This is a genomic window from Erwinia pyri, assembly GCF_030758455.1.
Taxonomy (GTDB): Bacteria; Pseudomonadota; Gammaproteobacteria; order Enterobacterales; family Enterobacteriaceae; genus Erwinia; species Erwinia pyri.
Window position 1 is genome coordinate 3725111 of sequence record NZ_CP132353.1, and the last position, 24047, is coordinate 3749157.

At 56.3% G+C, this 24047-nt stretch carries 23 protein-coding genes; 4 read left to right on the forward strand and 19 right to left on the reverse strand.

Annotated elements, in window-relative coordinates; all coding sequences use genetic code 11:
• Positions 1 to 206 precede the first annotated feature (206 nt).
• From coaE to yacG, 3 genes are read left to right on the forward strand one after another with little or no spacing between them, the layout of a single operon-like run.
• Positions 207 to 815, forward strand: a complete 609-nt coding sequence (gene coaE, locus Q3V30_RS17685) for a dephospho-CoA kinase (RefSeq protein ID WP_306207960.1) — start codon at positions 207 to 209, stop codon at positions 813 to 815.
• 4 nt (positions 816 to 819) lie between these two features.
• Positions 820 to 1563 (forward strand): cell division protein ZapD, encoded by a 744-nt coding sequence (zapD, locus tag Q3V30_RS17690; RefSeq protein WP_306207962.1) that lies wholly within the window; start codon positions 820 to 822, stop codon positions 1561 to 1563.
• A 12-nt stretch (positions 1564 to 1575) separates the two neighbouring features.
• Positions 1576 to 1785: a DNA gyrase inhibitor YacG gene (yacG, locus tag Q3V30_RS17695; protein WP_306207964.1), complete on the forward strand. Its 210-nt coding sequence runs from the start codon at positions 1576 to 1578 to the stop codon at positions 1783 to 1785.
• Between the two features lie 31 nt (positions 1786 to 1816).
• Here yacG and mutT read toward each other — a convergent pair whose 3' ends face one another.
• The 3 genes from mutT to secM all read right to left on the reverse strand — a co-directional run bounded on the left by mutT (position 1817) and on the right by secM (position 5603).
• Positions 1817 to 2212, reverse strand: coding sequence for an 8-oxo-dGTP diphosphatase MutT (gene mutT / locus Q3V30_RS17700; RefSeq protein ID WP_306207966.1), 396 nt, complete (start codon positions 2210 to 2212; stop codon positions 1817 to 1819).
• Between the two features lie 108 nt (positions 2213 to 2320).
• A complete protein-coding gene (secA, locus tag Q3V30_RS17705; protein ID WP_306207968.1) occupies positions 2321 to 5026 on the reverse strand; it encodes a preprotein translocase subunit SecA in 2706 nt (901 codons plus the stop codon).
• A 76-nt stretch (positions 5027 to 5102) separates the two neighbouring features.
• Positions 5103 to 5603, reverse strand: a complete 501-nt coding sequence (gene secM / locus Q3V30_RS17710) for a secA translation cis-regulator SecM (protein WP_306207969.1) — start codon at positions 5601 to 5603, stop codon at positions 5103 to 5105.
• A gap of 20 nt (positions 5604 to 5623) precedes the next feature.
• On the opposite strand from secM, the gene Q3V30_RS17715 reads away from it, so the two are divergent.
• The gene (locus Q3V30_RS17715) at positions 5624 to 6139 is read left to right on the forward strand and encodes a DUF721 domain-containing protein (protein ID WP_306207971.1); all 516 of its coding nucleotides are present in this window, start codon (positions 5624 to 5626) and stop codon (positions 6137 to 6139) included.
• Between the two features lie 7 nt (positions 6140 to 6146).
• Here the strand turns inward: Q3V30_RS17715 and lpxC are convergent, their stop codons facing one another.
• The 16 genes from lpxC to mraZ form a co-directional block, all read right to left on the reverse strand.
• Entirely contained in the window at positions 6147 to 7064 is a 918-nt protein-coding gene (gene lpxC, locus Q3V30_RS17720) for a UDP-3-O-acyl-N-acetylglucosamine deacetylase (RefSeq protein ID WP_306207974.1), read from the reverse strand.
• Positions 7065 to 7165: 101 nt separating this feature from the next.
• Positions 7166 to 8320: a cell division protein FtsZ gene (gene ftsZ, locus Q3V30_RS17725; protein ID WP_306207976.1), complete on the reverse strand. Its 1155-nt coding sequence runs from the start codon at positions 8318 to 8320 to the stop codon at positions 7166 to 7168.
• Between the two features lie 70 nt (positions 8321 to 8390).
• Positions 8391 to 9647, reverse strand: coding sequence for a cell division protein FtsA (ftsA, locus tag Q3V30_RS17730; RefSeq protein WP_013200760.1), 1257 nt, complete (start codon positions 9645 to 9647; stop codon positions 8391 to 8393).
• Positions 9647 to 10483: a cell division protein FtsQ gene (gene ftsQ, locus Q3V30_RS17735; RefSeq protein WP_306207980.1), complete on the reverse strand. Its 837-nt coding sequence runs from the start codon at positions 10481 to 10483 to the stop codon at positions 9647 to 9649. The genes ftsA and ftsQ overlap by 1 nt, the downstream gene beginning before the upstream one ends.
• Before the next feature lies 1 nt (position 10484).
• Positions 10485 to 11405, reverse strand: a complete 921-nt coding sequence (locus Q3V30_RS17740) for a D-alanine--D-alanine ligase (protein WP_306207983.1) — start codon at positions 11403 to 11405, stop codon at positions 10485 to 10487.
• Positions 11398 to 12873 (reverse strand): UDP-N-acetylmuramate--L-alanine ligase, encoded by a 1476-nt coding sequence (gene murC / locus Q3V30_RS17745; protein WP_306207985.1) that lies wholly within the window; start codon positions 12871 to 12873, stop codon positions 11398 to 11400. Before murC ends, Q3V30_RS17740 begins: the two co-directional genes overlap by 8 nt.
• A 69-nt stretch (positions 12874 to 12942) precedes the next feature.
• Positions 12943 to 14001, reverse strand: a complete 1059-nt coding sequence (murG, locus tag Q3V30_RS17750) for an undecaprenyldiphospho-muramoylpentapeptide beta-N-acetylglucosaminyltransferase (RefSeq protein WP_306207987.1) — start codon at positions 13999 to 14001, stop codon at positions 12943 to 12945.
• Entirely contained in the window at positions 13998 to 15212 is a 1215-nt protein-coding gene (ftsW, locus tag Q3V30_RS17755; RefSeq protein ID WP_306207989.1) for a cell division protein FtsW, read from the reverse strand. The genes murG and ftsW overlap by 4 nt, the downstream gene beginning before the upstream one ends.
• Complete coding sequence (murD, locus tag Q3V30_RS17760) at positions 15212 to 16528, reverse strand: UDP-N-acetylmuramoyl-L-alanine--D-glutamate ligase (RefSeq protein ID WP_306207991.1); 1317 nt, start codon at positions 16526 to 16528, stop codon at positions 15212 to 15214. The genes ftsW and murD overlap by 1 nt, the downstream gene beginning before the upstream one ends.
• Positions 16529 to 16530: 2 nt before the next feature.
• Positions 16531 to 17613 carry a phospho-N-acetylmuramoyl-pentapeptide-transferase gene (mraY, locus tag Q3V30_RS17765; RefSeq protein WP_306207993.1) on the reverse strand — a complete coding sequence of 361 codons (1083 nt, stop codon included), beginning with the start codon at positions 17611 to 17613 and terminating at the stop codon, positions 16531 to 16533.
• The gene (gene murF, locus Q3V30_RS17770; protein ID WP_306207996.1) at positions 17607 to 18968 is read right to left on the reverse strand and encodes a UDP-N-acetylmuramoyl-tripeptide--D-alanyl-D-alanine ligase; all 1362 of its coding nucleotides are present in this window, start codon (positions 18966 to 18968) and stop codon (positions 17607 to 17609) included. The genes mraY and murF overlap by 7 nt, the downstream gene beginning before the upstream one ends.
• A complete protein-coding gene (murE, locus tag Q3V30_RS17775) occupies positions 18965 to 20452 on the reverse strand; it encodes a UDP-N-acetylmuramoyl-L-alanyl-D-glutamate--2,6-diaminopimelate ligase (RefSeq protein WP_306207998.1) in 1488 nt (495 codons plus the stop codon). Before murE ends, murF begins: the two co-directional genes overlap by 4 nt.
• On the reverse strand, positions 20439 to 22205 hold the full coding sequence (locus Q3V30_RS17780) for a peptidoglycan glycosyltransferase FtsI (protein WP_306208000.1): 1767 nt from the start codon (positions 22203 to 22205) through the stop codon (positions 20439 to 20441). The genes murE and Q3V30_RS17780 overlap by 14 nt, the downstream gene beginning before the upstream one ends.
• Positions 22206 to 22213: 8 nt before the next feature.
• Complete coding sequence (gene ftsL / locus Q3V30_RS17785; protein ID WP_306208002.1) at positions 22214 to 22534, reverse strand: cell division protein FtsL; 321 nt, start codon at positions 22532 to 22534, stop codon at positions 22214 to 22216.
• On the reverse strand, positions 22531 to 23472 hold the full coding sequence (gene rsmH, locus Q3V30_RS17790; protein ID WP_306208004.1) for a 16S rRNA (cytosine(1402)-N(4))-methyltransferase RsmH: 942 nt from the start codon (positions 23470 to 23472) through the stop codon (positions 22531 to 22533). Before rsmH ends, ftsL begins: the two co-directional genes overlap by 4 nt.
• A gap of 2 nt (positions 23473 to 23474) precedes the next feature.
• Complete coding sequence (mraZ, locus tag Q3V30_RS17795) at positions 23475 to 23933, reverse strand: division/cell wall cluster transcriptional repressor MraZ (protein WP_306208006.1); 459 nt, start codon at positions 23931 to 23933, stop codon at positions 23475 to 23477.
• Positions 23934 to 24047 lie beyond the last annotated feature (114 nt).

Genomic DNA, 24047 nt, shown 5'->3' on the forward strand with positions numbered 1-24047 from the left:
AATAGTCAGCAGTAGCCAGCTCCAGTGACGCTATCATACGCACTAAATTCGCGCCGACAAGGGTGCGAATTCAGGTTTTTTTACGCTAAACTCTGCTGACTGTAACTGCTATTCGCTCTTGTGAACTGTGCCTCATTTTTACATCCGTTGCTGCTAATCGTTTGCTACCAACCGCACTGACATCAGAGCCGCGAGAAAAGAGGCTTATGCGCTATACTGTTGCGCTGACCGGTGGGATCGGCAGCGGAAAAACCACCATCGCTAACGCGTTTGCGGATCGGGGCATAGACCTGGTCGATGCCGACGTTATAGCCCGCCAGGTCGTTGAACCAGGCCAGCCTGCCTTAGCGGCTATTGAATCCAGGTTTGGCAGGGAGGTCATGGTTGATGGCCGCCTCGATCGTAAAGCGCTGCGTCAGCGTATTTTCACCTCGGTGGAAGACAAGACCTGGCTCAATGCGCTGCTGCATCCGCTTATTCAGGCAGAAACACGCCGCCAGCTTGCGCAAACCCACTCCGTCTGGTGCTTATGGGTTGTGCCGCTGTTGGTGGAAAATAATCTTCAGCATCTGGCGAACCGGGTGCTGGTCGTCGATGTGGATCGCGAAACACAGATAAGACGCACCGCTGCCAGGGATGGTATCAGCCGCGAACAGGCAGAACATATTCTGGCCGCTCAGGCAACGCGCGAACAGCGCCTTGCCGTGGCGGACGACATTATTGATAACGGCGGGTCACCCGATTCGGTGGCCGCGCGCGTTGCCCAGCTTGACCAGTATTATCGCCAGCTGGCAGGGGCAACTGACCAGGATTAACAGCATGAGCACAACCGTACTATTTGAATATCCGCTGAATGAAAAGATGCGGACCTGGCTACGAATTGAATTTTTAACCAATCAGTTAGAGAGCAGCAGAACTATCACCGACCATCTGGGCGCGTTAACGTTCTTCCGCAACGCAGCGGAACTGCTGGATGTCTTTGAACGGGGTGAGCTGCGCACTGAAATTGTAAAAGAGCTGGAAAAACAGCAGCAAAAACTGCGCGCCTGGGCGGAAATTCCGGGGGTGGATATGGAGTTGATCGCGGCGCTGCGTGACAAACTCAAAGCCTGCTCCACCACCCTGATGGCTGCGCCAAGAATGGGCCAGCTGATGCGTGACGAGCGCCTGATTGGGCTGGTGCGTCAGCGCCTGAGCATTCCCGGCGGCTGTTGCAGTTTCGACCTGCCTACGCTGCATATCTGGCTGCACATTGAGCAGTCACTGCGTGATGCGCAGGTTGCCGTCTGGATGGAGTCGCTGATGCCGATCAGGGAAGCGCTCACCCTGCTGCTTGATTTGATCCGTCAGTCCGGGGAGTTCCGTATGCAAACCAGCCTGAACGGTTTCTTCCAGGATAACGCTGAAGGAGCGGAACTGCTGCGTCTTCAGCTGTCGCTGGAGGACTCGCTCTATCCGCAGGTTTCTGGTCACAAGAGCCGCTATGCAATTCGCTTTCTGCCGTTAGACAGCGAGCGCGGCGAAGTACCGGCACGCCTGGATTTTGAACTTGCCTGTTGTTAAGGGTCTTGCGCTATGAATAAAGATGATGTGATGGTTGTTAACTGCCCCACCTGCTCGAAAAAGGTAATTTGGGATGAGCTGAGCCCATGGCGCCCGTTTTGCAGCAAGCGCTGCCAGCTGATCGATTTAGGTGAGTGGGCGGCAGAAGAGAAACGTATCGCCAGCAGCGGCGATCTTTCAGAGAGCGATGAGTGGAGCGAGCAGGAACCGCATCGCGATTAATGCGCTCCCGCCCAAGCGGGCGGGAGAAGGGTTACTGCACTTCTGCTAACAGCTTCAGAACGATGCTGGCGTTGGCAGGAGGGAACTCCTCCGCCACTAATTCCCGCTGCGCCACCCAGCGCTGGGGCTGTCCTTCACGGCCCCAGGGCTCGCCCTGCCAGCGATCGACAATAAAGAAGTGCAGCGTAACGCGGAAGTTGCTGTCTGCATGCTCCCCCTGGCCATAAGCCGTCGCCTGTTCAACCTCAATGCCCGTCTCTTCCTGTAATTCGCGTTTCAACGCCTCTTCCGGCGTTTCGCCCGGCTCTATTTTTCCGCCCGGGAACTCCCACATATTCGCCATATGAGAACTGGCCGAACGCCGTGCGAGAAAAATATTGTGTTGCCGATCGCGGATAATGCCTACCGCCACTTGCAGATGCTTCATTGCCTTTCACTCTGAGAAACTTAACACTGCGCCACTATTCCAGCGTTGTGCCGGAATGGCAATAAAAAAGGGCTGGAGAAGCTCCAGCCCTTGTTGACTCACCTGCCGTTAAGCAAGACGGCCATGGCACTGCTTGAATTTCTTACCTGATCCACAAGGGCAGGGATCGTTACGGCCCACTTTACGTTCGCCCGTGGCTTCAGCGAGATCTATAGCGGCTTCGGTGTCCGTATCCACATGGCTCAGCTGCTGCTGCTGTGCAAGGCGCTCAGCCTCTTCACGGCGCTGCTCTTCCATCGCTTCCACTTCTTCCGGCATACGCACCTGAACTTTGCACAGGGTGCTGATCACTTCGTACTTCAGGGATTCCAGCATGGCCGCGAACATGGCGAACGATTCACGCTTATATTCCTGCTTGGGATCTTTCTGCGCGTAACCACGCAGGTGAATACCCTGACGCAGATAATCCATCGCTGCCAGGTGCTCTTTCCACAATGAGTCCAGCGTTTGCAGCATTACCCCTTTTTCGAAGTTGCGCATCATCTCAACGCCGACCACTTCCTCTTTGCGATGATACTGCTCTTTCGCCTGCTCCATAATGCGTTCACGCAGCGTCTCTTCATGCAGCTCTGGCTCTTTGTCCAGCCACTCTTTCACCGGCATATCGAGGTCGAAATCGTTTTTCAGCCGCTCTTCCAGACCAGCCACATCCCACATCTCTTCCAGTGACTGCGGTGGAATATAGGTATCGATAGTGGTTTTAAAGACGTCATCACGGATGCTGCTGATAGTTTCAGAGACGTCAGAGACATCCAGCAGTTCGTTACGCTGGCTGTAGATAGCACGGCGCTGGTCGTTAGCAACGTCATCGTACTCCAGCAGCTGCTTACGGATATCGAAGTTACGGCTCTCGACTTTACGCTGTGCGTTGGCAATCGCTTTGGTCACCCACGGGTGCTCAATCGCTTCTCCTGGCTTCATGCCCAGTTTACGCATCATGTTGGAGACGCGATCCGAGGCAAAGATACGCATCAGCGCATCTTCCATCGACAGGTAGAAGCGGGAGGAGCCGTTATCGCCCTGACGACCTGAACGGCCACGCAACTGGTTATCGATACGGCGCGATTCATGGCGCTCGGTGCCGATAATGTGCAGACCACCGGAGGCCAGCACGGCATCGTGACGAATTTTCCAGGCGCTCTTGATAGCTTCAATCTGTTCAGCGGTTGGCGCTTCCAGCTCGGCAATCTCTGCCTGCCAGCTGCCGCCCAGCACGATATCCGTACCACGACCCGCCATGTTGGTGGCAATGGTGACTGCGCCCGGCTGTCCCGCCTGTGCCACAATGTCCGCCTCGCGGGCGTGGAATTTGGCGTTCAGCACTTCATGCCGGATACCTGCACGCGTCAGCTCCTCAGAGACCACTTCTGATTTCTCAATCGAGATAGTCCCCACCAGCACCGGCTGGCCGTTGGCGGTACGCTCACGGATATCTTCGATGATCGCGTCGATCTTCTCTTTCTCGGTCATGTAGACCAGATCCGCCAGATCTTTACGTACCATCGGACGGTTGGTAGGCACCACGATGGTTTCCAGCTTGTAGATAGAGCTGAACTCAAAGGCTTCGGTATCTGCCGTACCGGTCATACCGGCCAGTTTGTCGTAGAGACGGAAGTAGTTCTGGAAGGTAATGGACGCCAGCGTCTGGTTCTCATTCTGGATTTCCACACCCTCTTTGGCTTCAATCGCCTGGTGCAGACCATCGGACCAGCGACGACCCGACATGGTACGCCCGGTGTGCTCATCCACAATAACCACTTCGCCATCTTTGACGATGTAGTCTACGTCGCGGGTAAACAGGACGTGAGCGCGCAGCGCAGCGGTAACATGGTGCATCATCATGATGTTACCCGGCGAGTAGAGAGACTCGCCCTCTTCCATAATGCCTTCGCTGACCATCAGCTCTTCAATGGCGACCAGACCACGCTCGGTCAGGTGAACCTGGCGGGCTTTCTCATCCACGGAGAAGTGGCCTTCGCCCTGGAAGGTATCTGAATCTTCCTTTTCCTGACGGATCAGGCTTGGGATGATTTTGTTCACCCGAATATAGAGTTCGGAGCTGTCTTCAGCCGGACCGGAAATGATCAGCGGCGTACGGGCCTCATCGATCAGGATGGAGTCAACCTCATCCACCAGCGCATAGTTCAGCTTACGCTGTACGCGGTCTTCCGGGCTGAACGCCATGTTATCGCGCAGATAGTCAAAACCATATTCGTTGTTGGTACCGTAGGTAATATCGGCAGCGTAAGCTTCGCGCTTGGCCGGAGCCGGCATGCCAGGCAGGTTGATGCCGATGCTCAGGCCCAGGAATTCGAATAACGCCCGGTTGTTTTCTGCATCACGCTGCGCCAGATAGTCATTCACCGTTACCACGTGAACGCCTTTGCCGCTCAGAGCATTCAGGTAGGCTGGCAGCGTTGCCGTCAGGGTTTTACCCTCACCGGTACGCATCTCTGCGATGCAGCGATCATTCAGCACCATACCGCCCAGCAGCTGCACGTCAAAGTGACGCATGCCAAATACGCGCTTACTGGCTTCACGCACGGTTGCAAAGGCTTCAGGGATCAGGTTTTCCAGCTCTTCGCCTTTCTCAAGACGCGCGCGGAACTCTACGGTTTTCGCTTTCAGCTCATCATCAGAGAGCCTCTCAAAATCGGGTTCCATCTTGTTGATCTGATCAACAACTTTGCGCATGCGGCGCAGGGTACGGTCGTTACTGCTACCAAAAACTTTGGTTAATAATTTGATTAACATAGTAAATACATTCTCTCGGCCACCACCTGATGGGGTGAAGCACTCTGTTTTTTGAAGGGGTTAACTGAACGTAACGTTATGCGAGAGAGCGGGGTCCGGCACGAATGCCCTGAACCTGAGCCAGCCAGAGGCCTGTCTGATAGTGCGTATTAGCTGCAACCTGACGACCGGTCGTCTGACGAATGATCGTCGGCGGCCTGGCTTCGTGGGTCAACAGCGCATTCAGCGTGTCCAGCAGCGCCAGTTTTTGCACTTCAAGCGGGATAACCCGTTCGGCGGTGGGCTGCCTTGCTGGCGTCAGCGTAAAGGAGAGATGGCGGATAACGGTGCGGATGGCATGCTGATGCCAGTAATCCACATTGAAATTAGGACGGCGGACGCTCTCCTGCAGCAGCGCCAGGCTGTCGAAGCGCGCAGCGCTGCTGATATTCAGACTTCGGGAGGCGGTTTCTGGTAAAGTTGTTCTCTCGCTGGCAGCGTGAGGCAGGCCAAGACCGGCCGCGACCATCCCCAACAGGAGATGCGGCCAGAAATAACGTCTGCCAAATTGTCGCCAACGATTTAGAATACCGATCACTGTTTCCGCCGGAGCCTGCTATGCGTGATAGTCGCCCGCAATCAATTGAAAATTTATTCGAAACCACCGAAGGCCAGGGCGTGCTGCAAACTATTCAGCAGCGCGCGATTGCGCTCAATAAGCTTAACCGCGCCGTGCAGGGCATACTTCCTGCTCAGATGCATCCCTGGTGCCGCGTGGCGAATTTCCGCCAGGGCATTCTGGTGCTCGAAACCGCTAATGCCAGTTGGATGATGCGCTTACGCTACGAACAATCCAGCCTGCTGTCAGCTCTACGAGCGCAAATATTACCATCATTGACGGCGATCGACATCACCATAAATCCTTCCCTGGCTGCAAAAGGGCAGGAAAGCGTGCAAAAAAGCGGCAGTCAGTCGGCAGCGGAAGAAAATGCGCCAGGACGTCAGTTGAGCGAACAGAGTGCGGAAATATTGCGGAGTGTAGCGAGCCGGAGCCCGGAAAAACTGAAGAGAATAATAGAACGACTGGCCTCACTGGCCGGAGAGAGTACCAGCTCAACCAGTCGTAATAAGTAGTTCTGACCTATGCCAGAACCAGATTAGGTGCCCTGAAGGTCACCGGCAACTCAGCTTCGTCTTCAAACGTTGCCCATTCCCAGGCTTCCTGCTTAGCCAACACCGCCTGCAGCAGCTTGTTGTTTAACGCATGACCAGACTTGAATGCAGTGAATGCACCAATGATGTTATGGCCACACATAAACAGGTCACCAATTGCGTCCAGCATTTTGTGACGCACGAACTCGTCTTCGAAACGTAAGCCATCTTCGTTAAGAACGCGGTAATCATCTACCACGATGGCACAATCAAAGCTGCCGCCCAGGCAAAGGCCACGGGACTGCAGTGCTTCGATATCACGCATGAAGCCGAAGGTACGGGCACGGCTGATCTGACGGGCGAAGGCTTCAGCAGAGAAATCCATGCTGTAGCGCTGTGAGCTGGCATCGATCGCCGGATGGTTAAAGTCGATGGTGAAATCCAACGTAAAACCATTGTGCGGCCGGAATTCTGCCCATTTGTCACCATCTTCAACCCGGACTGGTTGTTTGATGCGGACAAATTTCTTCGCCGAGTTCAGTTCTTCAATGCCCGCGTCCATCAGCAGATAAACAAAGGGGGCGGCGCTGCCATCCATAATAGGAATTTCAGGCGCGTTCACTTCCACCACGATGTTATCGATGCCCAGACCCGCTAAAGCTGCGTTCAGGTGTTCGACTGTCGAAATACGCACGTCATGCTCATTAACCAGGCAAGTACAGAGCATGGTATCACGCACGGATTTGGCATCAGCCGGGAAATCAACCGGTGGATTCAAGTCAGTGCGACGATAGATGACCCCGGTATTAGCCGCAGCAGGGCGTAACGTAAGCGTGACTTTTTTGCCGGTATGCAAACCGACACCAGTCGCCTGAACAATACGTTTTAATGTCCGTTGTTTGATCATCGTATTATCTCGCAAAATTACTCATCCGACCGCCAGTATAACTTACTGACGGGCGAAGATTTTAACACAAAGAGCGGAGATTCCCAATTCTCAGGAAATTCTTAATCCGCCTGCTTACGCAGGAAGGCCGGAATATCAAGATAATCAGGCTCTTTGTTAGGCTGCGTGCCCGGATCGTTGACCACTTTTGCCGCAGGTTTTTGTTCCTGTGGCAGCGGTGCCATACCGTGCTGCTGATAACGATGATCCATCACTGGCTGAGTCTGCTGCTTGTTGGTTACCAGGGTAATCTCTGGACGTTTGTCCATGCCAATACCGGTAGCAACCACGGTCACACGCAGTTCGTCATTCATTTCTGGATCCAGTGACGTGCCGATAACCACGGTCGCATTGTCAGAAGCGAATGCACGGATAGTGTTACCTACCGTTTCGAACTCATCCAGACGCAGATCGAAGCCAGCGGTGATGTTAACCAGCACACCACGCGCGCCAGAAAGGTCGATATCTTCCAGCAGCGGGCTGGAGATAGCCATCTCTGCCGCTTCTTCCGCACGGTCTTCACCGCAAGCCACGCCTGAACCCATCATCGCGTAGCCCATTTCGGACATCACGGTGCGCACGTCAGCAAAGTCGACGTTCATCAGACCAGGGCGGGTAATCAGCTCTGCAATACCCTGCACCGCGCCTTTCAGCACGTCGTTAGCCGCGCCAAACGCGTCCAGCAGGGAGATACCACGACCGAGCACTTTCAGCAGCTTGTCGTTTGGAATAGTGATCAGAGAATCGACATGCTTGGAGAGCTCAGCAATACCCTGCTCGGCAAACGCCATGCGCTTCTTGCCTTCAAAATTGAAAGGCTTGGTCACCACGGCAACCGTCAGGATACCCAAATCTTTGGCAACTTCAGCGACCACTGGCGCAGCACCGGTTCCGGTACCACCGCCCATGCCGGCTGCGATAAACACCATGTCTGCACCTTCCAGTGCCTGACGCAGTGCTTCACGATCTTCTTCTGCAGAGTTACGGCCCACTTCCGGGTTTGCACCCGCACCCAGACCTTTGGTGATGCCGTTACCGATCTGGATAGTCTGACCCACGGCCGTTTTACGCAACGCCTGAGCGTCAGTATTCACCGCGAAAAACTCTACGCCTTCGATGCGTTCGCGCACCATGTGCTCTACGGCGTTACCGCCGCCGCCGCCGACGCCGATGACTTTAATCACCGCGTCATTGGTTAATTCCATTGGTTCAAACATAATTTCTCTCCGTTATGTGCCTGTCGCCTGGAGATCATAAAAACTCTAGCATGATCCCCTTTTCTCTAAATTAAAACTCTTTTCTCAGCCAGCTGTTGATTCGTTTGAACCAGTTGCCCACTGAGGCTCTTTTTTCTACATCCGCCTCACCGTTAAGGTGAGACTCTTTTCCGTAGTGCAGCAAGCCTACCGCCGTTGAGTAGTAAGGCTCCTGCGCGTAATCCGTTAGTCCTGTGATGTTCAGCGGCTGTCCGATACGCACCTGGGTGTGGAACACACGCTGGGCGCAAGCCGCTAAACCTTCAATCTGTGCCGCACCGCCGGTCAGAACAATGCCTGCCGCAAGATGGTGCTTAACGCCCTGCTGGCGAAGCTGCTCCTGCAGCTGCAGAATCTCGTCGTTGACCAGATTCAACAGCTCGGTGTAACGAGGCTCAATCACCTCTGCCAGCGTCTGCCGCTGCAGACTGCGTGGTGGACGCCCACCTACGCTTGGCACTTCCACGTTTTCGTCTTTGCCCACGATAGAGCCCAACGCGCAGCCGTGACGCACTTTAATCGCTTCAGCATCGGTCGGCGGCGTACCAAACGCGTAGGCAATATCGCTGGTGACCACGTTCCCTGCATAGGGGATCACTTTGGTATGGCGCAGCGCGCCGCCGGTATAGACCGCGATATCCATCGTGCCGCCGCCCACGTCTACCACGCAGACGCCCAGCTCACGCTCATCTTCGGTCAGCACCGCAAAGCTGGAGGCCAGACCGGCGAAAATCAGTTGGTCAACTTTCAGGCCACATCGTTCAACCGCTTTCACGATGTTTTTCGCCATATCATTGTGACAGGTGATCAAATGCACTTTTGCCTGCATCCGCACGCCGGACAAGCCGACCGGGTTTTTGATCCCTTCCTGATAGTCGATCGCATATTCTTGCGGAATAACATGGAGGATCCGGTGCTCATCACGAACACGGACGGATTTGGCGGTATGTACCACATTCTCCACATCTTCCTGGGTCACTTCCTCTTCGGAAATAGGAACCATCCCTATTTCGTTCTGGCAGCTGATGTGTTTGCCCGATAATGCAAGGTAAACCGAGGAAATCTGGCAGTCAGCCATCAGCTCTGCCTGGTCGATGGCGCGCTGCACGCACTTCACCACCGACTCCAGATCGTTCACGCCGCCTTTATCCATGCCGCGGGACGGACAGCTGCCTACACCAATGATATTGACCATGCCATCGGGCAGAATTTCACCTACCAATGCGGCAACCTTCGCGGTGCCAATCTCGAGTCCAACTACCAGTTTTCTGTCCGTCGACTTGATCATTATTGTTTAACCTGTGCCTGATTCTGTTGCTGATTACTGTCGGGGGTCTTGATTTCTGCCGGTGCCCATCCTACTGCTGCGCCAGAGTCATAGCGCAGATCCACGTAGCTGATACGCTTATTCTCTGCCTGTGCCTGTTGCTGCAGCGTGGGATAGAGCTGAATGAAACGTTTTAGCCGCTTCATATCTTCGTTGCGGCCCAGCTCCAGCCGGACATCATCGCTCAACACCAGTTGCCAGGACCGCCGTGCGGTCATCGACGCCACCTTCAATTTAAATTTACTCGCCGCCAGCAGATCGCTCATCTGGTGATAACCAGTCAGCACCTCTGTCTCGCTGCCCTCAGGCCCATACAGCATCGGCATCTCTTCCTTGCCGATGTGGCTGGCTGGCACCGTGAACGACTTACCGTCGGCATCAACCATATGCAGGTCGTTCCAGCGCGCCACGGGCACATACTCAACCAGATGAATCTTTAACTCGTCGGGCCACTGTTTACGGACGCTGACCTGCTGGATCCACGGCAGACGTTCAATCTGCTGTTGGATAATGTCCACATCCTGCGACATGAACGTACCCGGCGCGCCGAGTGATAAAATAGCCTGACGAATATCATCGTTAGTGGTGTAGTGCGTCTGCCCGGTCACCACCAGCCGCGAGAGCGGCAGACGGGAAGCATCATCCATCCACTTCACCACCACAAACCCGCCGGCGAGCATCACGCCCAGTACCAGCGACAAAAAGAGGATACCCGCCAGCCGTGAACCATTACTGCGCCCGGAGCGCGCTTTTTCCTGCGCTTCACGGTTTCGGACATTCAGAGCGGCCTGGGACATATCAGTCGGCCAGCTCCAGAATGCGCGCCACCAGCTGAGAGAAGCTCATGCCAGCTTGCTTTCCAGCCATCGGCACCAGACTGTGGCCGGTCATCCCTGGCGAGGTGTTCACCTCCAGCAGATAAAACTGACCATCTCCGCCCATCATCACGTCTACGCGACCCCAGCCGCTGCAGCCTAATGCGCGCCAGGCTTTAATGACGATGCCGCTGAGTTCCGCTTCCTGTTCAGCAGAGAGTCCGCTTGGACAGAAGTATTCAGTATCGTCAGAAAAATATTTTGCTTCATAGTCATAGAACTCAGAAACCGCGTTTATGCGTATTGAAGGCAATATTTCGTCGCCAATCACCGCTACGGTATACTCAGGTCCGCTTAAAAAGGCTTCCACCAGTACTTCGTCATCGTGGCGGAAAGCTTCGGTCAGCGCAGCCTGAAGCGAGTCAGCCTGGTTAACCCGGCTGATCCCGACGCTGGAACCTTCGCTGCTCGGTTTAACAAAAACCGGTAATCCAAGCGCTGCGATTTTTGCTTCCGTTTCCGCACTCAGTCCGGCATCCATCTCCTGACGGCCAATCGCCACATAAGGCGCGATGGGCAGACCACACCCCTGCCAGAGCAGTTTGGTACGCAGTTTGTCCATGGTGATCGCAGAGGCCATGACGCCACTGCCGGTGTAAGGGATATTCAGGAACTCCAGAACGCCCTGCAGCGTACCGTCTTCCCCGCCGCGGCCATGCAGTGCGATAAAGGCTTTTTCAAAGCCCTCCTCTTTCAGACGCATTACCGGGAAATCACGGATATCAACGGCATGTGCGTCAATACCGGCTTCAATCAGCCCCGCCAGCACCGCCTTTCCCGACATCAGCGACACTTCGCGCTCCGCAGAGGTGCCACCCAGCAATACCGCTACTTTCTCAGCCATGATGTTCCCCTTCTTTCATCTGCGGTTGTAACTTAAGTTCTGACAGCGTACGGGCAATGCGTCCGACGTTGCCGGCCCCCTGGACCAGGATTAAATCGTTGCCGGAGAGCTTAGGCGCCAGCATATCCAGCACGGCATCGTGGTCAGAGACCAGGATAGGATCGACCTTGCCACGTCCACGAATGGTGCGGCAAAGCGAGCGGCTGTCCGCGCCCGGAATTGGCGTCTCGCCGGCTGAATAGACATCCAGCATCAGCAGGACATCTACCTGCGACAGCACATTGGCAAAATCGTCATATAAATCACGGGTACGGGTATAGCGATGCGGCTGGAAAATCATCACCAGCTGCTTGTCCGGCCAGCCCGCCCTTGCGGCCTGAATAGTCACATCGACTTCAGTGGGGTGATGACCGTAATCATCCACCAGCATGGCGGTGCCAGGCTTACCGTTCACATCCTGAATCGGATACTCGCCGAGGAAATCAAAGCGGCGACCGGTTCCCTGGAAGCTCTCCAGCGCGCTGAGGATCTCCTCGTCCTCAATGCCTTCTTCAGTGGCTACGGCCACCGCCGCAGCTGCGTTCAGCGCGTTATGACGGCCAGGTGCATTCAGGGTAACGCGCATCAGCGGCTTGTCATGACGGGCCAGGGTGAAATGTCCCTGCGCGCCATACTGCTCATAGCTTTCAATACGCACGTCAGCATCTTCACTGAAGCCATAGGTGGTTATCTGCCGTCCGACGCGTGGGATCAAATCCCGGATCACCACATCATCAACACAGAGCACCGCACGGCCATAAAACGGCAGGTTATGCAGGAAGTTGATGAATGTCTGCTTCAGGTTCTCAAAGTCGCCCTGATAGGTGTCCATATGGTCAGCTTCAATATTGGTGACAATCGCCACCATTGGCTGAAGGTGCAGGAAAGAGGCATCGCTCTCATCCGCTTCAGCAATCAGATAGCGGCTGCTGCCCAGACGCGCATGCGTTCCCGCCGCCTTGACCAGGCCACCGTTCACGAACGTGGGATCCAGTCCGCCTTCGGCATAAATACTGGAGACCATCGCCGTGGTGGTTGTTTTGCCGTGCGTACCGGCAACGGCGATGCCGTGGCGGAAACGCATCAGCTCCGCCAGCATCTCTGCACGGCGAATAACCGGAATACGTGCTTCACGCGCAGCAATGATCTCCGGGTTATCCTGAGAAACCGCGGTAGAAACCACCACCACACTGGCATTGCTGACGTTTTCAGCGCGATGATTAAAATAGATTGTTGCGCCAAGCTTGCTCAGATGCTGGGTCACCGCGTTAGGGGCCAGATCTGAACCGCTGATTTCATACCCTTCGTTAGCCAACACTTCGGCAATACCGCCCATGCCGGCACCACCGATGCCAACAAAGTGAATGTGCCGGACGCGACGCATCTCGGGCACGATAGAACGCAGTTTTGCCAGTTGTTGTGTATTCATCTCTTCTGCCTGTCAGCACCTGTGGGTGCCGGGTTGCGGGCCGAACCTTGTCGTCCCGTAAATTCTCAGTTAAAGCGCAGCCTTGCTGACTTCCAGTGCGACCCTTTCGGTCGCATCTGGGATCGCTACGGCACGAGCTTTGGCTGCCATTTGCAGTAAAGTCGGACGATCCCAGTGAGCCAGCGTCTCTGCCACTACCTCCGCAGTAAACTGCGGCTGTTCATAAATTTTGGCGGCGCCCGCCTGCTCCAGCGGCAACGCATTCCAGTACTGCTGGCGATCTTTATGCTGGAACGGCACAAAGATCGCCGGAAGGCCTGCGGCGGCCACTTCGCTTACGGTCAGCGCGCCGGAGCGGCACACCACCACGTCAGCCCAGGCGTAAGCCGCAGCCATATCATCGATAAATTCGGTGACCTTATGCTGCGTCTGGTTAACCTGCTCATACGCCTGATTAACCTCAGCCAGTGCGCCCTTCCCTACCTGATGCCAGAGGGAAACCGCATTACCCAGTTTCGCTGCAACCTGCGGCATCGTCTGATTAAGAACGCGAGCGCCCTGGCTGCCACCAATAATCAGCACGCGAACCGGGCCGCTGCGATCGGCCAGGCGCGCTTCAGGAAGAGGCAGCGCCAGCACATCAGTACGAACCGGGTTGCCCACCACTTCCGCATCGGGAAAAGCACCCGGAAACGCCTGCATCACTTTTTTAGCAATTTTCGCCAGCCACTTATTGGTTAAGCCAGCAATACCGTTCTGTTCATGCAGCACCACCGGGATGCCGCAGCTCCAGGCGGCTAATCCGCCCGGACCGGAAACGTAGCCGCCCATGCCTAACACCACATCAGGCCTGTACGCTTTCATAATCGCTCTGGCCTGGCGCACTGCATTAAAAATGCGCAGCGGCGCGCTCAGCTGGGCCTTCAGCCCTTTGCCGCGCAGGCCGCTGATACGAATGAAATCGATATCAATGCCGTGTTTAGGCACCAGCTCAGCTTCCATCCGGTCGGCGGTACCGAGCCAGCGAACCTGCCAGCCCTGCGCCATCAGATGGTGCGCAACTGCCAGCCCCGGAAAAACGTGTCCACCGGTGCCGCCAGCCATCACCATCAGTCGCTTCCCTGTCATCGACTACCTCGCGTAAAGGCCTGCGCTTTCGCCAGGCGCGTTTCATAATCAATTCGTAACAAAAACACGATAGCCGTCGACATAATAATCAGGCTGGAGCCGCCGTAACTGATCAGCGGCAGCGTCAGCCCTTTGGTGGGCAGCATGCCCGCAGCCGCGCCGACGTTGACCAGCGCCTGGAAGCTGAACCAGACGCCGATAGAGCATCCCAGAAAGCCGGCGAAACGCTGGTCGAGCTCAAGCGCACGACGGCCAATGGACATCGCGCGAAAAGCGACGAAGAATACCATTAACAGGGCTAAAACCACACCGATATAACCCAGCTCCTCCCCGATAATCGAGAAGATAAAATCGGTGTGCGCTTCCGGTAAATACTCCAGTTTCTGTACGGAATTGCCGAGGCCCTGGCCCCAGAATTCACCTCGTCCAAAGGCCATCAGCGACTGCGTCAGCTGATAGCCGCTGCCGAAGGGATCTTCCCACGGGTTCCAGAACGATGTTACGCGGCGCATACGATAGGGTTCAGCCACAATCAGCAGGCAGACGGCGAAGATCCCGGAGCCGATAATGGCCAGGAACTGCCAGAGCTTGGCGCCCGCCAGGAACAGCATCGCCAGCGTGGTCACAAACAGCACCACCACGGTGCCGAGGTCTGGCTGAGCCAGCAGCAGCACGGCCAGCACCACCATCACTCCCATCGGCTTACAGAAGCCCCAGAAGTTGTTACGCACCTCTTCCACCTTGCGTACCAGATAGCTGGCGAGGTAACAGAACAGCGACAGCTTTGACAGTTCTGCCGGCTGAATACGCAAAGGCCCTAAAGCAATCCAGCGCGAGGCGCCGTTTACTGAGCTGCCCACCACCAGCACCACCAACAGCATCAGTATCGTCACCATCAGCATGATATTGCTGTAGCGCTGCCAGAACGCCATCGGGACGCGCAGAGTGACCAGAGCCATACACAGCGCCAGCACAATATAGAAGGCGTCACGCTTGGCGAAATAGAACGGATCGTCCGACAGTCGCTGCCCTACCGGCATTGAGGCGGAGGTCACCATAACAAATCCCAGCACCGCCAGACCGATGGTCAGCCAGAGCAGCGTGCGATCATAAAGAACCATTGAGCTGGCGTCGCTCTCTCGCGGGCCCATGACCCACTCTTTCAGACGATTCGTGATGCCGCCGGCCAGACTTAAACCAGGAACACGCATTAGCCAAGCTCCTTAGCCAGTTGAGTAAACGCGTCGCCGCGCTGCTCGAAGTTTTTAAATTGATCCAGGCTGGCGCAGGCTGGCGACAAGAGCACCATATCGCCCGGCTTCACCTGGCGGGCGATTTGCGCCATCGCTTCTGCCAGCGTAGCGGTCTGAACGGCAATCTCCGGACGGAGCGCAGCTAATGCTTCTGCATCGCGTCCAAAGCAGTAAGTTCGTACGTTGTCGCCCTGCAGATAACGGCTCAGCGGGCTGAAATCAGCAGACTTGCCGTCGCCCCCCAGCAGCAGCCACAGGGTGCCCTGCACCTGCAATCCATTCAGGGCGGCTTCGGTACTGCCCACGTTGGTGGCCTTGGAGTCGTTGATCCAGCGGACGCCGTTACGATCCAGTGCGATCTGGAAGCGGTGAGCCAACCCGTTAAATGAAGTTAAAGCCTGCAGGCAGGCGGCACGCGGCAGGCCAACGGCATCAGCCAGCGCCAGCGCGGCCAGCGCATTGGTGTGGTTGTGCTGCCCGACCAGCGTCATTTCGCGGCTGTTCAGCAGTTGTTCACCTTTAAATGCCAGCCAGCTCTCACCAGACTGCGTGGTGAGATGGTAATCCCCCGCTTCCACACCAAAGCTGACGCAGCGGCTGTCCTGGCCCCGCACGGGCAGGGTCAGGGCATCATCAGCATTCACCACACAAACTTCGGCCTGCTCATACACCCGCAGCTTGGCGGCGCGGTACTGCTGCATGCCAAGGGGATAGCGATCCATATGATCTTCAGTAACGTTAAGCACCGTAGCGGCGGCCGCTTTCAGACTGTGCGTGCTCTCCAGCTGGAAGCTGGAAAGTTCAAGCACGTAGAGCTGTGCAGGCTGGTCGAGCAGCATCAGCGCGGGCAGCCCGATATTGCCCCCGACACCAACCTGCCATCCTGCTGCTTTCGCCATCTCACCCACCAGCGTGGTCACGGTGCTCTTGCCGTTTGAACCGGTGATCGCCACCACAGGTGCCTGCGCTTCCCGGCAGAAGAGTTCGATATCGCCAACGATTTCCACGCCAGCCGCGGCAGCATCCATAAGCGCGGGGTGCGCCAGCGCCATACCCGGGCTGGCGACAATCAGATCGGCAGCCAGCAGCCACTCCTCATTCAGGGAGCCGGTCCAGCGCTCAACGCTCTCCGGCAGCTTCTCCAGGCCTGGCGGGGAGACACGGGTATCCATCACGCGTGGCGTCACGCCGCGCGCTAAAAAGAACTCAACACAGGAGAGCCCGGTCAGGCCCAACCCGATGATGACCACTTTTTTACCCTGATAGTCAGCCATTCTTACCGCACCTTCAGCGTTGCCAGGCCAATCAGCACCAGCATCAGAGAAATAATCCAGAAGCGCACGATAACGCGCGGCTCCGGCCAGCCTTTCAGTTCGTAGTGGTGATGAATCGGCGCCATGCGGAAAATACGCTGGCCGCGTAACTTGAAGGAGCCGACCTGCAGGATCACCGACAGCGTTTCCACCACGAATACGCCGCCCATAATCACCAGCAGGAACTCCTGACGAAGCAGCACCGCGATGGTACCGAGCGCGCCGCCCAGCGCCAGAGAACCGACGTCGCCCATAAAGACCTGAGCCGGATAGGTGTTGAACCACAGGAAGCCGAGACCGGCCCCCACAATGGCGGTACAGACAATCACCAGCTCGCCCGCATGGCGTAAATAGGGGATGTGCAGGTATTCAGCAAACTTGACGTTACCGGTGGCCCAGGCCACCAGAGCGAAGCCAGCTGCGACAAATACGGTAGGCATAATCGCCAGACCATCCAGACCATCCGTCAGGTTAACGGCGTTGCCCGTCCCCACAATCACGAAATAGGCCAGCACCACGTAGAACAGGCCCAGCTGCGGCATCACGTCTTTAAAGAAGGGAACCACCAGCTGAGTGGCCGGGGTTCCTTTACCGGCAGCATATAATGCAAAGGCAACACCCAGCGAGATCACCGACATCCAGAAATATTTCCAGCGCGCAATCAGACCTTTAGTGTCTTTACGCACTACTTTGCGGTAATCATCCACAAAGCCAATGATGCCAAAGCCCACCAGCACCACCAGCACGCACCAGACATAAGGGTTGGAGGGATAGGCCCACATCAGCACGGAAACGGTGATGGAGAACAGGATCATAACCCCGCCCATGGTTGGCGTGCCGCGTTTGCTGAAATGCGATTCAGGGCCGTCGTTACGCACTACCTGGCCAAAAGACATCTCCTGCAGGCGGGCAATCATCCGCGGCCCCATCCACAAGGAGATAAACAGAGCGGTCAGCAGGCTGACAATGGCGCGAAACGTCAGGTAGGAAAAGACGTTAAAGCCAGAATAAAAAGTGACCAGATGCTCGGCCAGCCAGACTAACATGTTCCATTCTCCTGTAAGCTCTGTACTACCTGCTCCATGGCGGCACTACGTGAACCTTTAACTAAAATAGTGATAACGGCATGCTCAGCGAGCAGCGCCTGAAGGCGTGCGGTGATGGCCGCCTTGTCCTGAAGATGTTCGCCTGTTCCGCTGGCTTTACTAATGATGTGACTCAACTTTCCGGTGCTTAATACTTTATCGATGCCTGCCAGGCGAGCCGCTTCGCCCACCTCACGGTGACACTCTTCAGCCTCATCACCCAGCTCAGCCATGTCGCCTACCACCATCACCCGGTAGCCAGGCATCTCGGCCAGCACCTGAGCTGCCGCAGTCATTGACCCTACGTTGGCGTTATAGCTGTCATCCAGCAGCAGTTTATTTTCCGCTAACAGCACCGGGAACAGACGGCCAGGTACCGCTTTAAGATGGGTTAAGCCTTTCTGAATGGCGCTTAACGGCGCATCGACCGAGAGGGCCAGCGCCGCTGCCGCCAGCGCATTGGCGATGTTATGGCGCCCCGGCAGCGGCAGCTGGATGGCAACGCTGCCCGCAGGCGTCATCATCACGAAATGGGTGCCGGTACTGGTGACCTGGACATCTGTCGCGGTGAAATCACTGTCGGCCTGCGGTTCCGATGAGAAACGCCACACGGTTTTACTGTGCAGGGTGTTCTGCCAGTGCGGCCAGTCGTTGCTGTCCGCATTTAAGATAGCCGTGCCGTTAACCGGCAAGCCCTGGAAAATCTCCCCTTTGGCTTTCGCCACGCCCGCCAGCGAACCAAATCCCTCCAGATGCGCCGCCGCCAGGTTATTCACCAGCGCGGACTCAGGCCGGGTAATATTGGTGGTGTAAGCGATCTCGCCCTGATGGTTAGCGCCTAACTCAATCACCGCATAGCGGTGCTGTTCGTTAAGACGCAGCAGGGTAAGCGGAACGCCGATATCGTTATTAAGGTTGCCCGCGGTATAGAGGGTTTCACCACATTCCCGCAGAATAGCGGCGGTCATCTCTTTGACAGAGGTCTTACCGGAAGAGCCGGTCAGCGCCACGATACGGGCCTGGGACTGCTGGCGAACCCAGCCCGCCAGCTGGCCGAGCGCGATACGTGTGTCCGCCACAACCACCTGCGGCACAGCAACGGGTAAGTGCTTACTAACCAATAGAGCTGCCGAACCGGCGGCCATCGCATCGCCTGCGAAGTCATGAGCATCAAAACGCTCACCTTTCAGGGCAACGAACAGGCAACCGGCGGTAACTTTGCGCGTGTCGGTAGTGACTTCAGCAATAGAAAGGTCGCTACCGTACAGCGTACCTCCCGTCAGCTCTGCCAGCTTTTGCAAAGTGATTGCGATCATGCCATCACCCCCAATAAACGGGCGACCGTGTTACGGTCTGAGTAATCCAACCGACGCGTGCCGACAATCTGGTAATCCTCATGGCCTTTTCCGGCCACCAGCACGATGTCCCCTTCCTGCGCCTGCATAACCGTGTTAGTGACGGCTTCCGCCCGGCCTGAGACAACGCGGGCACGGCCTGCATCCAGCAGCCCGGAGAGAATATCGGCCACGATGGCGGCAGGATCTTCGCTGCGCGGGTTGTCGTCGGTAATCACCACAATGTCAGAAAATTGCTCGGCAATGGCACCCATTAACGGACGCTTGCCTTTGTCACGATCGCCGCCGCAGCCAAAGACGCACCACAGTTTACCGGTGCAGTGCAGACGGGCCGCCTCCAGCGCTTTTTCTAAAGCATCAGGCGTATGCGCGTAATCGACCACTACCGTCGGCTTACCCGGCGCATTGAACACTTCCATACGCCCGGTTACCGGCTGAAGCTGACTCCCGGTGGCGATTAACGATGCCAGCGGATAGCCCAGCGCCAGCAGCGTGCCCAGCGCAACCAGCAGGTTGCTGACGTTGAATGCGCCCATCAGGCGGCTTTCAATTTCCCCTTCGCCCCAGCTGGAGTCGAAGCGGAGGGTGGCACCGTTGTCGTGATACTTCACGTTAGTGGCTTTCAGCCAGCGCCCATGACAACCCGGCTGCAGGTTATCTTCCAGGGTCACGGCCACGGCGTCCGGCAGCTGTTGCAACCAGCGGCGGCCCACTTCATCATCGGCGTTGATAATCGCCTGGCCTACCTGATGCTCGGAGAACAGCAGCCATTTCGCGGCTTCGTAGCGCGTCATGTCGCCGTGATAATCGAGATGGTCGCGGCTCAGATTGGTAAAAGCAGCGGCAGCAAAAGGCAGCGCAGCCACACGGTGCTGAACCAGCCCATGAGAGGATATTTCCATGGCGGCCAGCGTCGCGCCCTGCTCAACCAGTGCGTGCAGCGTGTGCTGGATATCCACTGCCGATCCGGTGGTATTTTCCGTCGGCACAAGATGGCCATACAGTCCGTTGCCAACGGTTCCCATCACCGCGCCCGTTTCTCCCAAAAGCTGGCCCCACTGCGCCAGCAGCTGGGTGGTGGTGGTTTTCCCGTTGGTGCCGGTCACGCCAATCAGACGAAGTTTTTCGCCCGGCTGCTGATAGAAGCGGCCTGCCAGCGCGGAAAGACGCTGTGAAAGTTGTGCGAGATAAATGACCGGAACACCATGTTTTTCAGCGATATGACCATCTTCGGCCTCACCTTCCGCTTCGGCAATGACGGCAGCTACGCCCTGAGCGATAGCCTGTGAAATAAAGCGGCGCCCATCTGCCGCATGGCCTTTAATAGCGACAAACAGATCGCCGGATGCCGCCAGACGGCTGTCCAGGATCATTTCATGCAGCGCCCGCTCAGGTGCCGCAGGCACCCACGGGGCAAGTAAGTCGCGCAGGCTACGATCGGTCACTGGATCCCTCTCTTCTGTTCTCTGCCATCTCGTTTTTATCTGTCGGGGCGGGTGGCAGCGCATCAGGCTCGATGTTCATGGTGCGCAACACGCCGCCCATGATGGCGCCAAACACCGGTGCAGAGACTGCACCACCGTAATATTTGCCAGCCTGGGGATCGTTGATCACCACAACCAGCGCAAAACGAGGACGGCTTGCAGGCGCAACGCCTGCGGTATAAGCGATATATTTATTGACGTAACGCCCATCCGGCCCAACTTTCTTCGCCGTACCGGTCTTGATGGCGATGCGATAACCTTTGATAGCTGCCTTCACGCCGCCGCCGCCCGGGAGCGCTACGCTCTCCATCATGTGCATCACGGTACGAACCAGCTCTTCAGGGAAGACGCGCTGACCCGACACAGGCGGATCAACTTTGGTAATCGACAGCGGGCGGAAGACGCCATAGCTGCCGATCGTGGCGTAGACTCGCGCTAACTGTAACGGCGTTACCATTAGCCCATAGCCGAAAGAGAAGGTGGCCCTCTCTATGTCAGACCACCGTTGTTTTTGAGGATATAAGCCACTGCTTTCTCCGACCAACCCCAAATTGGTCGCCTTTCCCAATCCAAAGCGCGCGTAAGTATCTACCAGCGCTGAGGATGGCATCGCTAACGCCAGCTTTGACACACCGACGTTACTCGATTTCTGCAAAACCCCGGTCAGGGTCAGTTCGTTATAGCGCGCCACATCTTTGATTTCATGGCCGTTAACGCGATAAGGAACGGTATTCAGTACGCTATTTTCTTTTACCACACCGTGCTGCAGGGCGGTCATCACCACCATCGGCTTGACGGTTGAACCCGGCTCGAAGATGTCGGTGATGGCGCGGTTACGCATCACATCTTTGGTCGTACCGGTGAGGTTGTTCGGGTTATAAGCCGGACTGTTAGCCATCGCCAGCACTTCACCGGTATTAACATCCACCAGTACCGCCGTGCCAGACTCCGCTTTGTTAAAAGCAACGGCATTGTTGAGTTCGCGGTAGACCAGCGCCTGCAGGCGCTCATCAATGCTCAGGGCAAGATTGTGTGCAGCCCGGCTGTCCACAGAGGAGATATCTTCAATAACGCGGCCAAACCGGTCTTTACGCACCGTGCGCTCGCCGGGCTGGCCGGTCAGCCACTTATCAAAGCTTTTTTCAACGCCCTCAATGCCCTGACCATCAATGTTGGTAAAGCCGATCAGATGCGAGGTTACCTGGCCCGCCGGATAATAGCGGCGGGACTCTTCACGCAGGAAGATACCAGGCAGCTTAAGCTTTTTGATGTAGTCGCCAATTGCCGGGTTCACCTGACGGGCCAGATAGACAAACCGCCCTTTAGGGTTGGCGTTAACGCGCGCAGCGAGCTGATCAAGGGGGATAGAGAGCGCATCTGAAAGGGCTTTCCAGCGGCTGTCGAGCGTAATACCGCCCTTATCGTGAAGTTCTTTCGGATCGGCCCAGATAGCATTCACCGGGACACTTACCGCCAGAGGGCGACCCGCGCGGTCGGTAATCATGCCGCGGGCGGTGGGAACGGCCTGGACGCGCAGCGAACGCATATCACCTTCCCGAACCAGCTTATCGGGATTGATAACCTGCAGATAAGCGACGCGGGAAAGCAGCCCGCCCAGTGCGAGTAAAATGCAGCCGCACAGCAACGCAAAACGCCAGCTGACAAAGCTGGCCTGATCTTCATTGCGCTTTAACTTCTTAGCTGCGGGTTTCATTCCATCCCTTATGGTTGTACCACGATGTTTTCCTGCGAAGGATCGACGTGCTGCATTTGCAGTTTTTCCGTTGCCGTCCTCTCCACGCGGCTGTGATCGCCGAGGGCATTCTCTTCCAGAATCAGGTTGCGCCACTCAATATCGAGCGCATCCCGTTCCAGCACTAACTGTTCGCGCTGAGCGGTCAGCAGGCGCGTTTTATGCGCCGTGGTAACCACCAGAACCGCGGAGACCAGCACGGCAACGGCCAGGATAAGCGGGATTTTACCGTGACGAAGAATATCGCCGCCGATAACGCCCGGCAGGCTGTGCCGCTCGTTGCCAATCATGACGCCGTCCGTTCAGCAATACGCAGAACCGAGCTGCGGGCGCGCGGGTTTTCCGCCACTTCCCTTTCACCAGGCATCATTTTGCCCAGCGCCTTCAGATGACGGCCACCCAGCTTGCTCAGCTGCGCTTCTGTCATCGGGATCCCGGCGGGGATCTGCGGACCGCGGCTCTGCTCACGCATAAAGCGTTTTACGATCCGATCTTCCAGCGAATGGAAACTGATCACAGAGAGACGCCCCTCGGGCGCCAGCGCGGAAAGCGATCCTTTCAGCGCCTTTTCAATTTCTTCCAGCTCGCTGTTCACCCAGATACGGATCGCCTGAAAACTGCGCGTGGCTGGATGCTTGAACTTATCTTTCACCGGTGTTGCGACGTAAATCACATCAGCAAGCTCTTTTGTCCGGGTCATGGGCTGTTCACGATTGCGCTCAACGATGGCGCGGGCGATACGTTTGGCAAACCGCTCTTCGCCGAAGGTCTTCAATACAAAGGCAATGTCGCTCTCTTCCGCCTGAAGAAGCCACTGTGCGGCAGAGAGACCTTTGGTCGGATCCATGCGCATATCCAGCGGACCGTCGCGCATGAAGGAGAAGCCGCGTTCAGCATCGTCAAGCTGCGGTGAAGAGACGCCAAGATCCAGCAAAATACCGTCGATCTTTCCGCTCAGCCCCCGCTCTTCAACGTACTCTGCCAGCGCCGAAAATGGACCATGAATAATAGTAAAGCGTGGATCTGAAATCTCCGCTGCGGCGGCAATAGCCTGTGGGTCACGGTCAATAGCATAGAGACGGCCCTGCTCTCCCAGCTGTGAGAGGATCAGGCGCGAATGTCCACCCCGGCCAAAGGTGCCATCGAGATAGATGCCGTCAGACTTGATCTTAAGGCCGTTGACCGCCTCATCTAACAGCACCGTGGTATGTTTGAAATTTTCCTGCATAGCTATAATGACAAATCCTGCAAGCGCTCAGAAAGCGGGTCCTGAGTCGACTGCTCTGCGTCAATATCCTCCCTGACTTGTTGATACCAGGTCTGTTCATCCCACAGCTCAAATTTATTGAACTGCCCAACCAGCATCACTTCTTTGGTCAGGTTCGCATGCTGGCGTAGCGTGGTAGCTACCAACAGGCGCCCTGCATTATCCATCTGACACTCGCTGGCATGTCCCAGTAACAGGCGCTGAACACGGCGCTCTGCGGGATTCATGCTCGATAAGCGAGCCAGTTTACGTTCAATAATTTCCCATTCGGGCAGGGTATAAAGCAGCAGGCATGGCTGGTGAAGGTCAATGGTACAGACCATTTGCCCCTGTGATTCCCCGATCAGCGTTTCGCGATAGCGCGTAGGTACGGCGAGCCGACCTTTACTGTCGAGATTGACTAACGTTGCCCCACGGAACATGCCAGTCTCACCCTCCGATTTCCCCTGTTCACCACTTTACACCACAAATTCCCACCGAGGGAGTTTACGGAGCGGAGGAAATCATTGTCAAGCCGCCAGCTCCCGCAAAGAGAA

What these genes read in the sequence shown, in the direction of transcription:
- zapD (WP_306207962.1), top strand. Translation starts at nt 820, where the DNA reads ATGAGCACAACCGTACTATTTGAATATCCGCTGAATGAAAAGATGCGG.
- mraZ (WP_306208006.1), bottom strand. Translation starts at nt 23,933, where the DNA reads ATGTTCCGTGGGGCAACGTTAGTCAATCTCGACAGTAAAGGTCGGCTC.
- Q3V30_RS17740 (WP_306207983.1), bottom strand. Translation starts at nt 11,405, where the DNA reads ATGGCTGAGAAAGTAGCGGTATTGCTGGGTGGCACCTCTGCGGAGCGC.
- murD (WP_306207991.1), bottom strand. Translation starts at nt 16,528, where the DNA reads ATGGCTGACTATCAGGGTAAAAAAGTGGTCATCATCGGGTTGGGCCTG.
- murG (WP_306207987.1), bottom strand. Translation starts at nt 14,001, where the DNA reads ATGACAGGGAAGCGACTGATGGTGATGGCTGGCGGCACCGGTGGACAC.
- lpxC (WP_306207974.1), bottom strand. Translation starts at nt 7,064, where the DNA reads ATGATCAAACAACGGACATTAAAACGTATTGTTCAGGCGACTGGTGTC.
- mraY (WP_306207993.1), bottom strand. Translation starts at nt 17,613, where the DNA reads ATGTTAGTCTGGCTGGCCGAGCATCTGGTCACTTTTTATTCTGGCTTT.
- coaE (WP_306207960.1), top strand. Translation starts at nt 207, where the DNA reads ATGCGCTATACTGTTGCGCTGACCGGTGGGATCGGCAGCGGAAAAACC.
- ftsZ (WP_306207976.1), bottom strand. Translation starts at nt 8,320, where the DNA reads ATGTTTGAACCAATGGAATTAACCAATGACGCGGTGATTAAAGTCATC.
- Q3V30_RS17715 (WP_306207971.1), top strand. Translation starts at nt 5,624, where the DNA reads ATGCGTGATAGTCGCCCGCAATCAATTGAAAATTTATTCGAAACCACC.
- ftsQ (WP_306207980.1), bottom strand. Translation starts at nt 10,483, where the DNA reads ATGTCCCAGGCCGCTCTGAATGTCCGAAACCGTGAAGCGCAGGAAAAA.
- mutT (WP_306207966.1), bottom strand. Translation starts at nt 2,212, where the DNA reads ATGAAGCATCTGCAAGTGGCGGTAGGCATTATCCGCGATCGGCAACAC.
- ftsW (WP_306207989.1), bottom strand. Translation starts at nt 15,212, where the DNA reads ATGCGTGTTCCTGGTTTAAGTCTGGCCGGCGGCATCACGAATCGTCTG.
- murF (WP_306207996.1), bottom strand. Translation starts at nt 18,968, where the DNA reads ATGATCGCAATCACTTTGCAAAAGCTGGCAGAGCTGACGGGAGGTACG.
- murC (WP_306207985.1), bottom strand. Translation starts at nt 12,873, where the DNA reads ATGAATACACAACAACTGGCAAAACTGCGTTCTATCGTGCCCGAGATG.
- Q3V30_RS17780 (WP_306208000.1), bottom strand. Translation starts at nt 22,205, where the DNA reads ATGAAACCCGCAGCTAAGAAGTTAAAGCGCAATGAAGATCAGGCCAGC.
- ftsA (WP_013200760.1), bottom strand. Translation starts at nt 9,647, where the DNA reads ATGATCAAGTCGACGGACAGAAAACTGGTAGTTGGACTCGAGATTGGC.
- rsmH (WP_306208004.1), bottom strand. Translation starts at nt 23,472, where the DNA reads ATGCAGGAAAATTTCAAACATACCACGGTGCTGTTAGATGAGGCGGTC.
- yacG (WP_306207964.1), top strand. Translation starts at nt 1,576, where the DNA reads ATGAATAAAGATGATGTGATGGTTGTTAACTGCCCCACCTGCTCGAAA.
- ftsL (WP_306208002.1), bottom strand. Translation starts at nt 22,534, where the DNA reads ATGATTGGCAACGAGCGGCACAGCCTGCCGGGCGTTATCGGCGGCGAT.
- secA (WP_306207968.1), bottom strand. Translation starts at nt 5,026, where the DNA reads ATGTTAATCAAATTATTAACCAAAGTTTTTGGTAGCAGTAACGACCGT.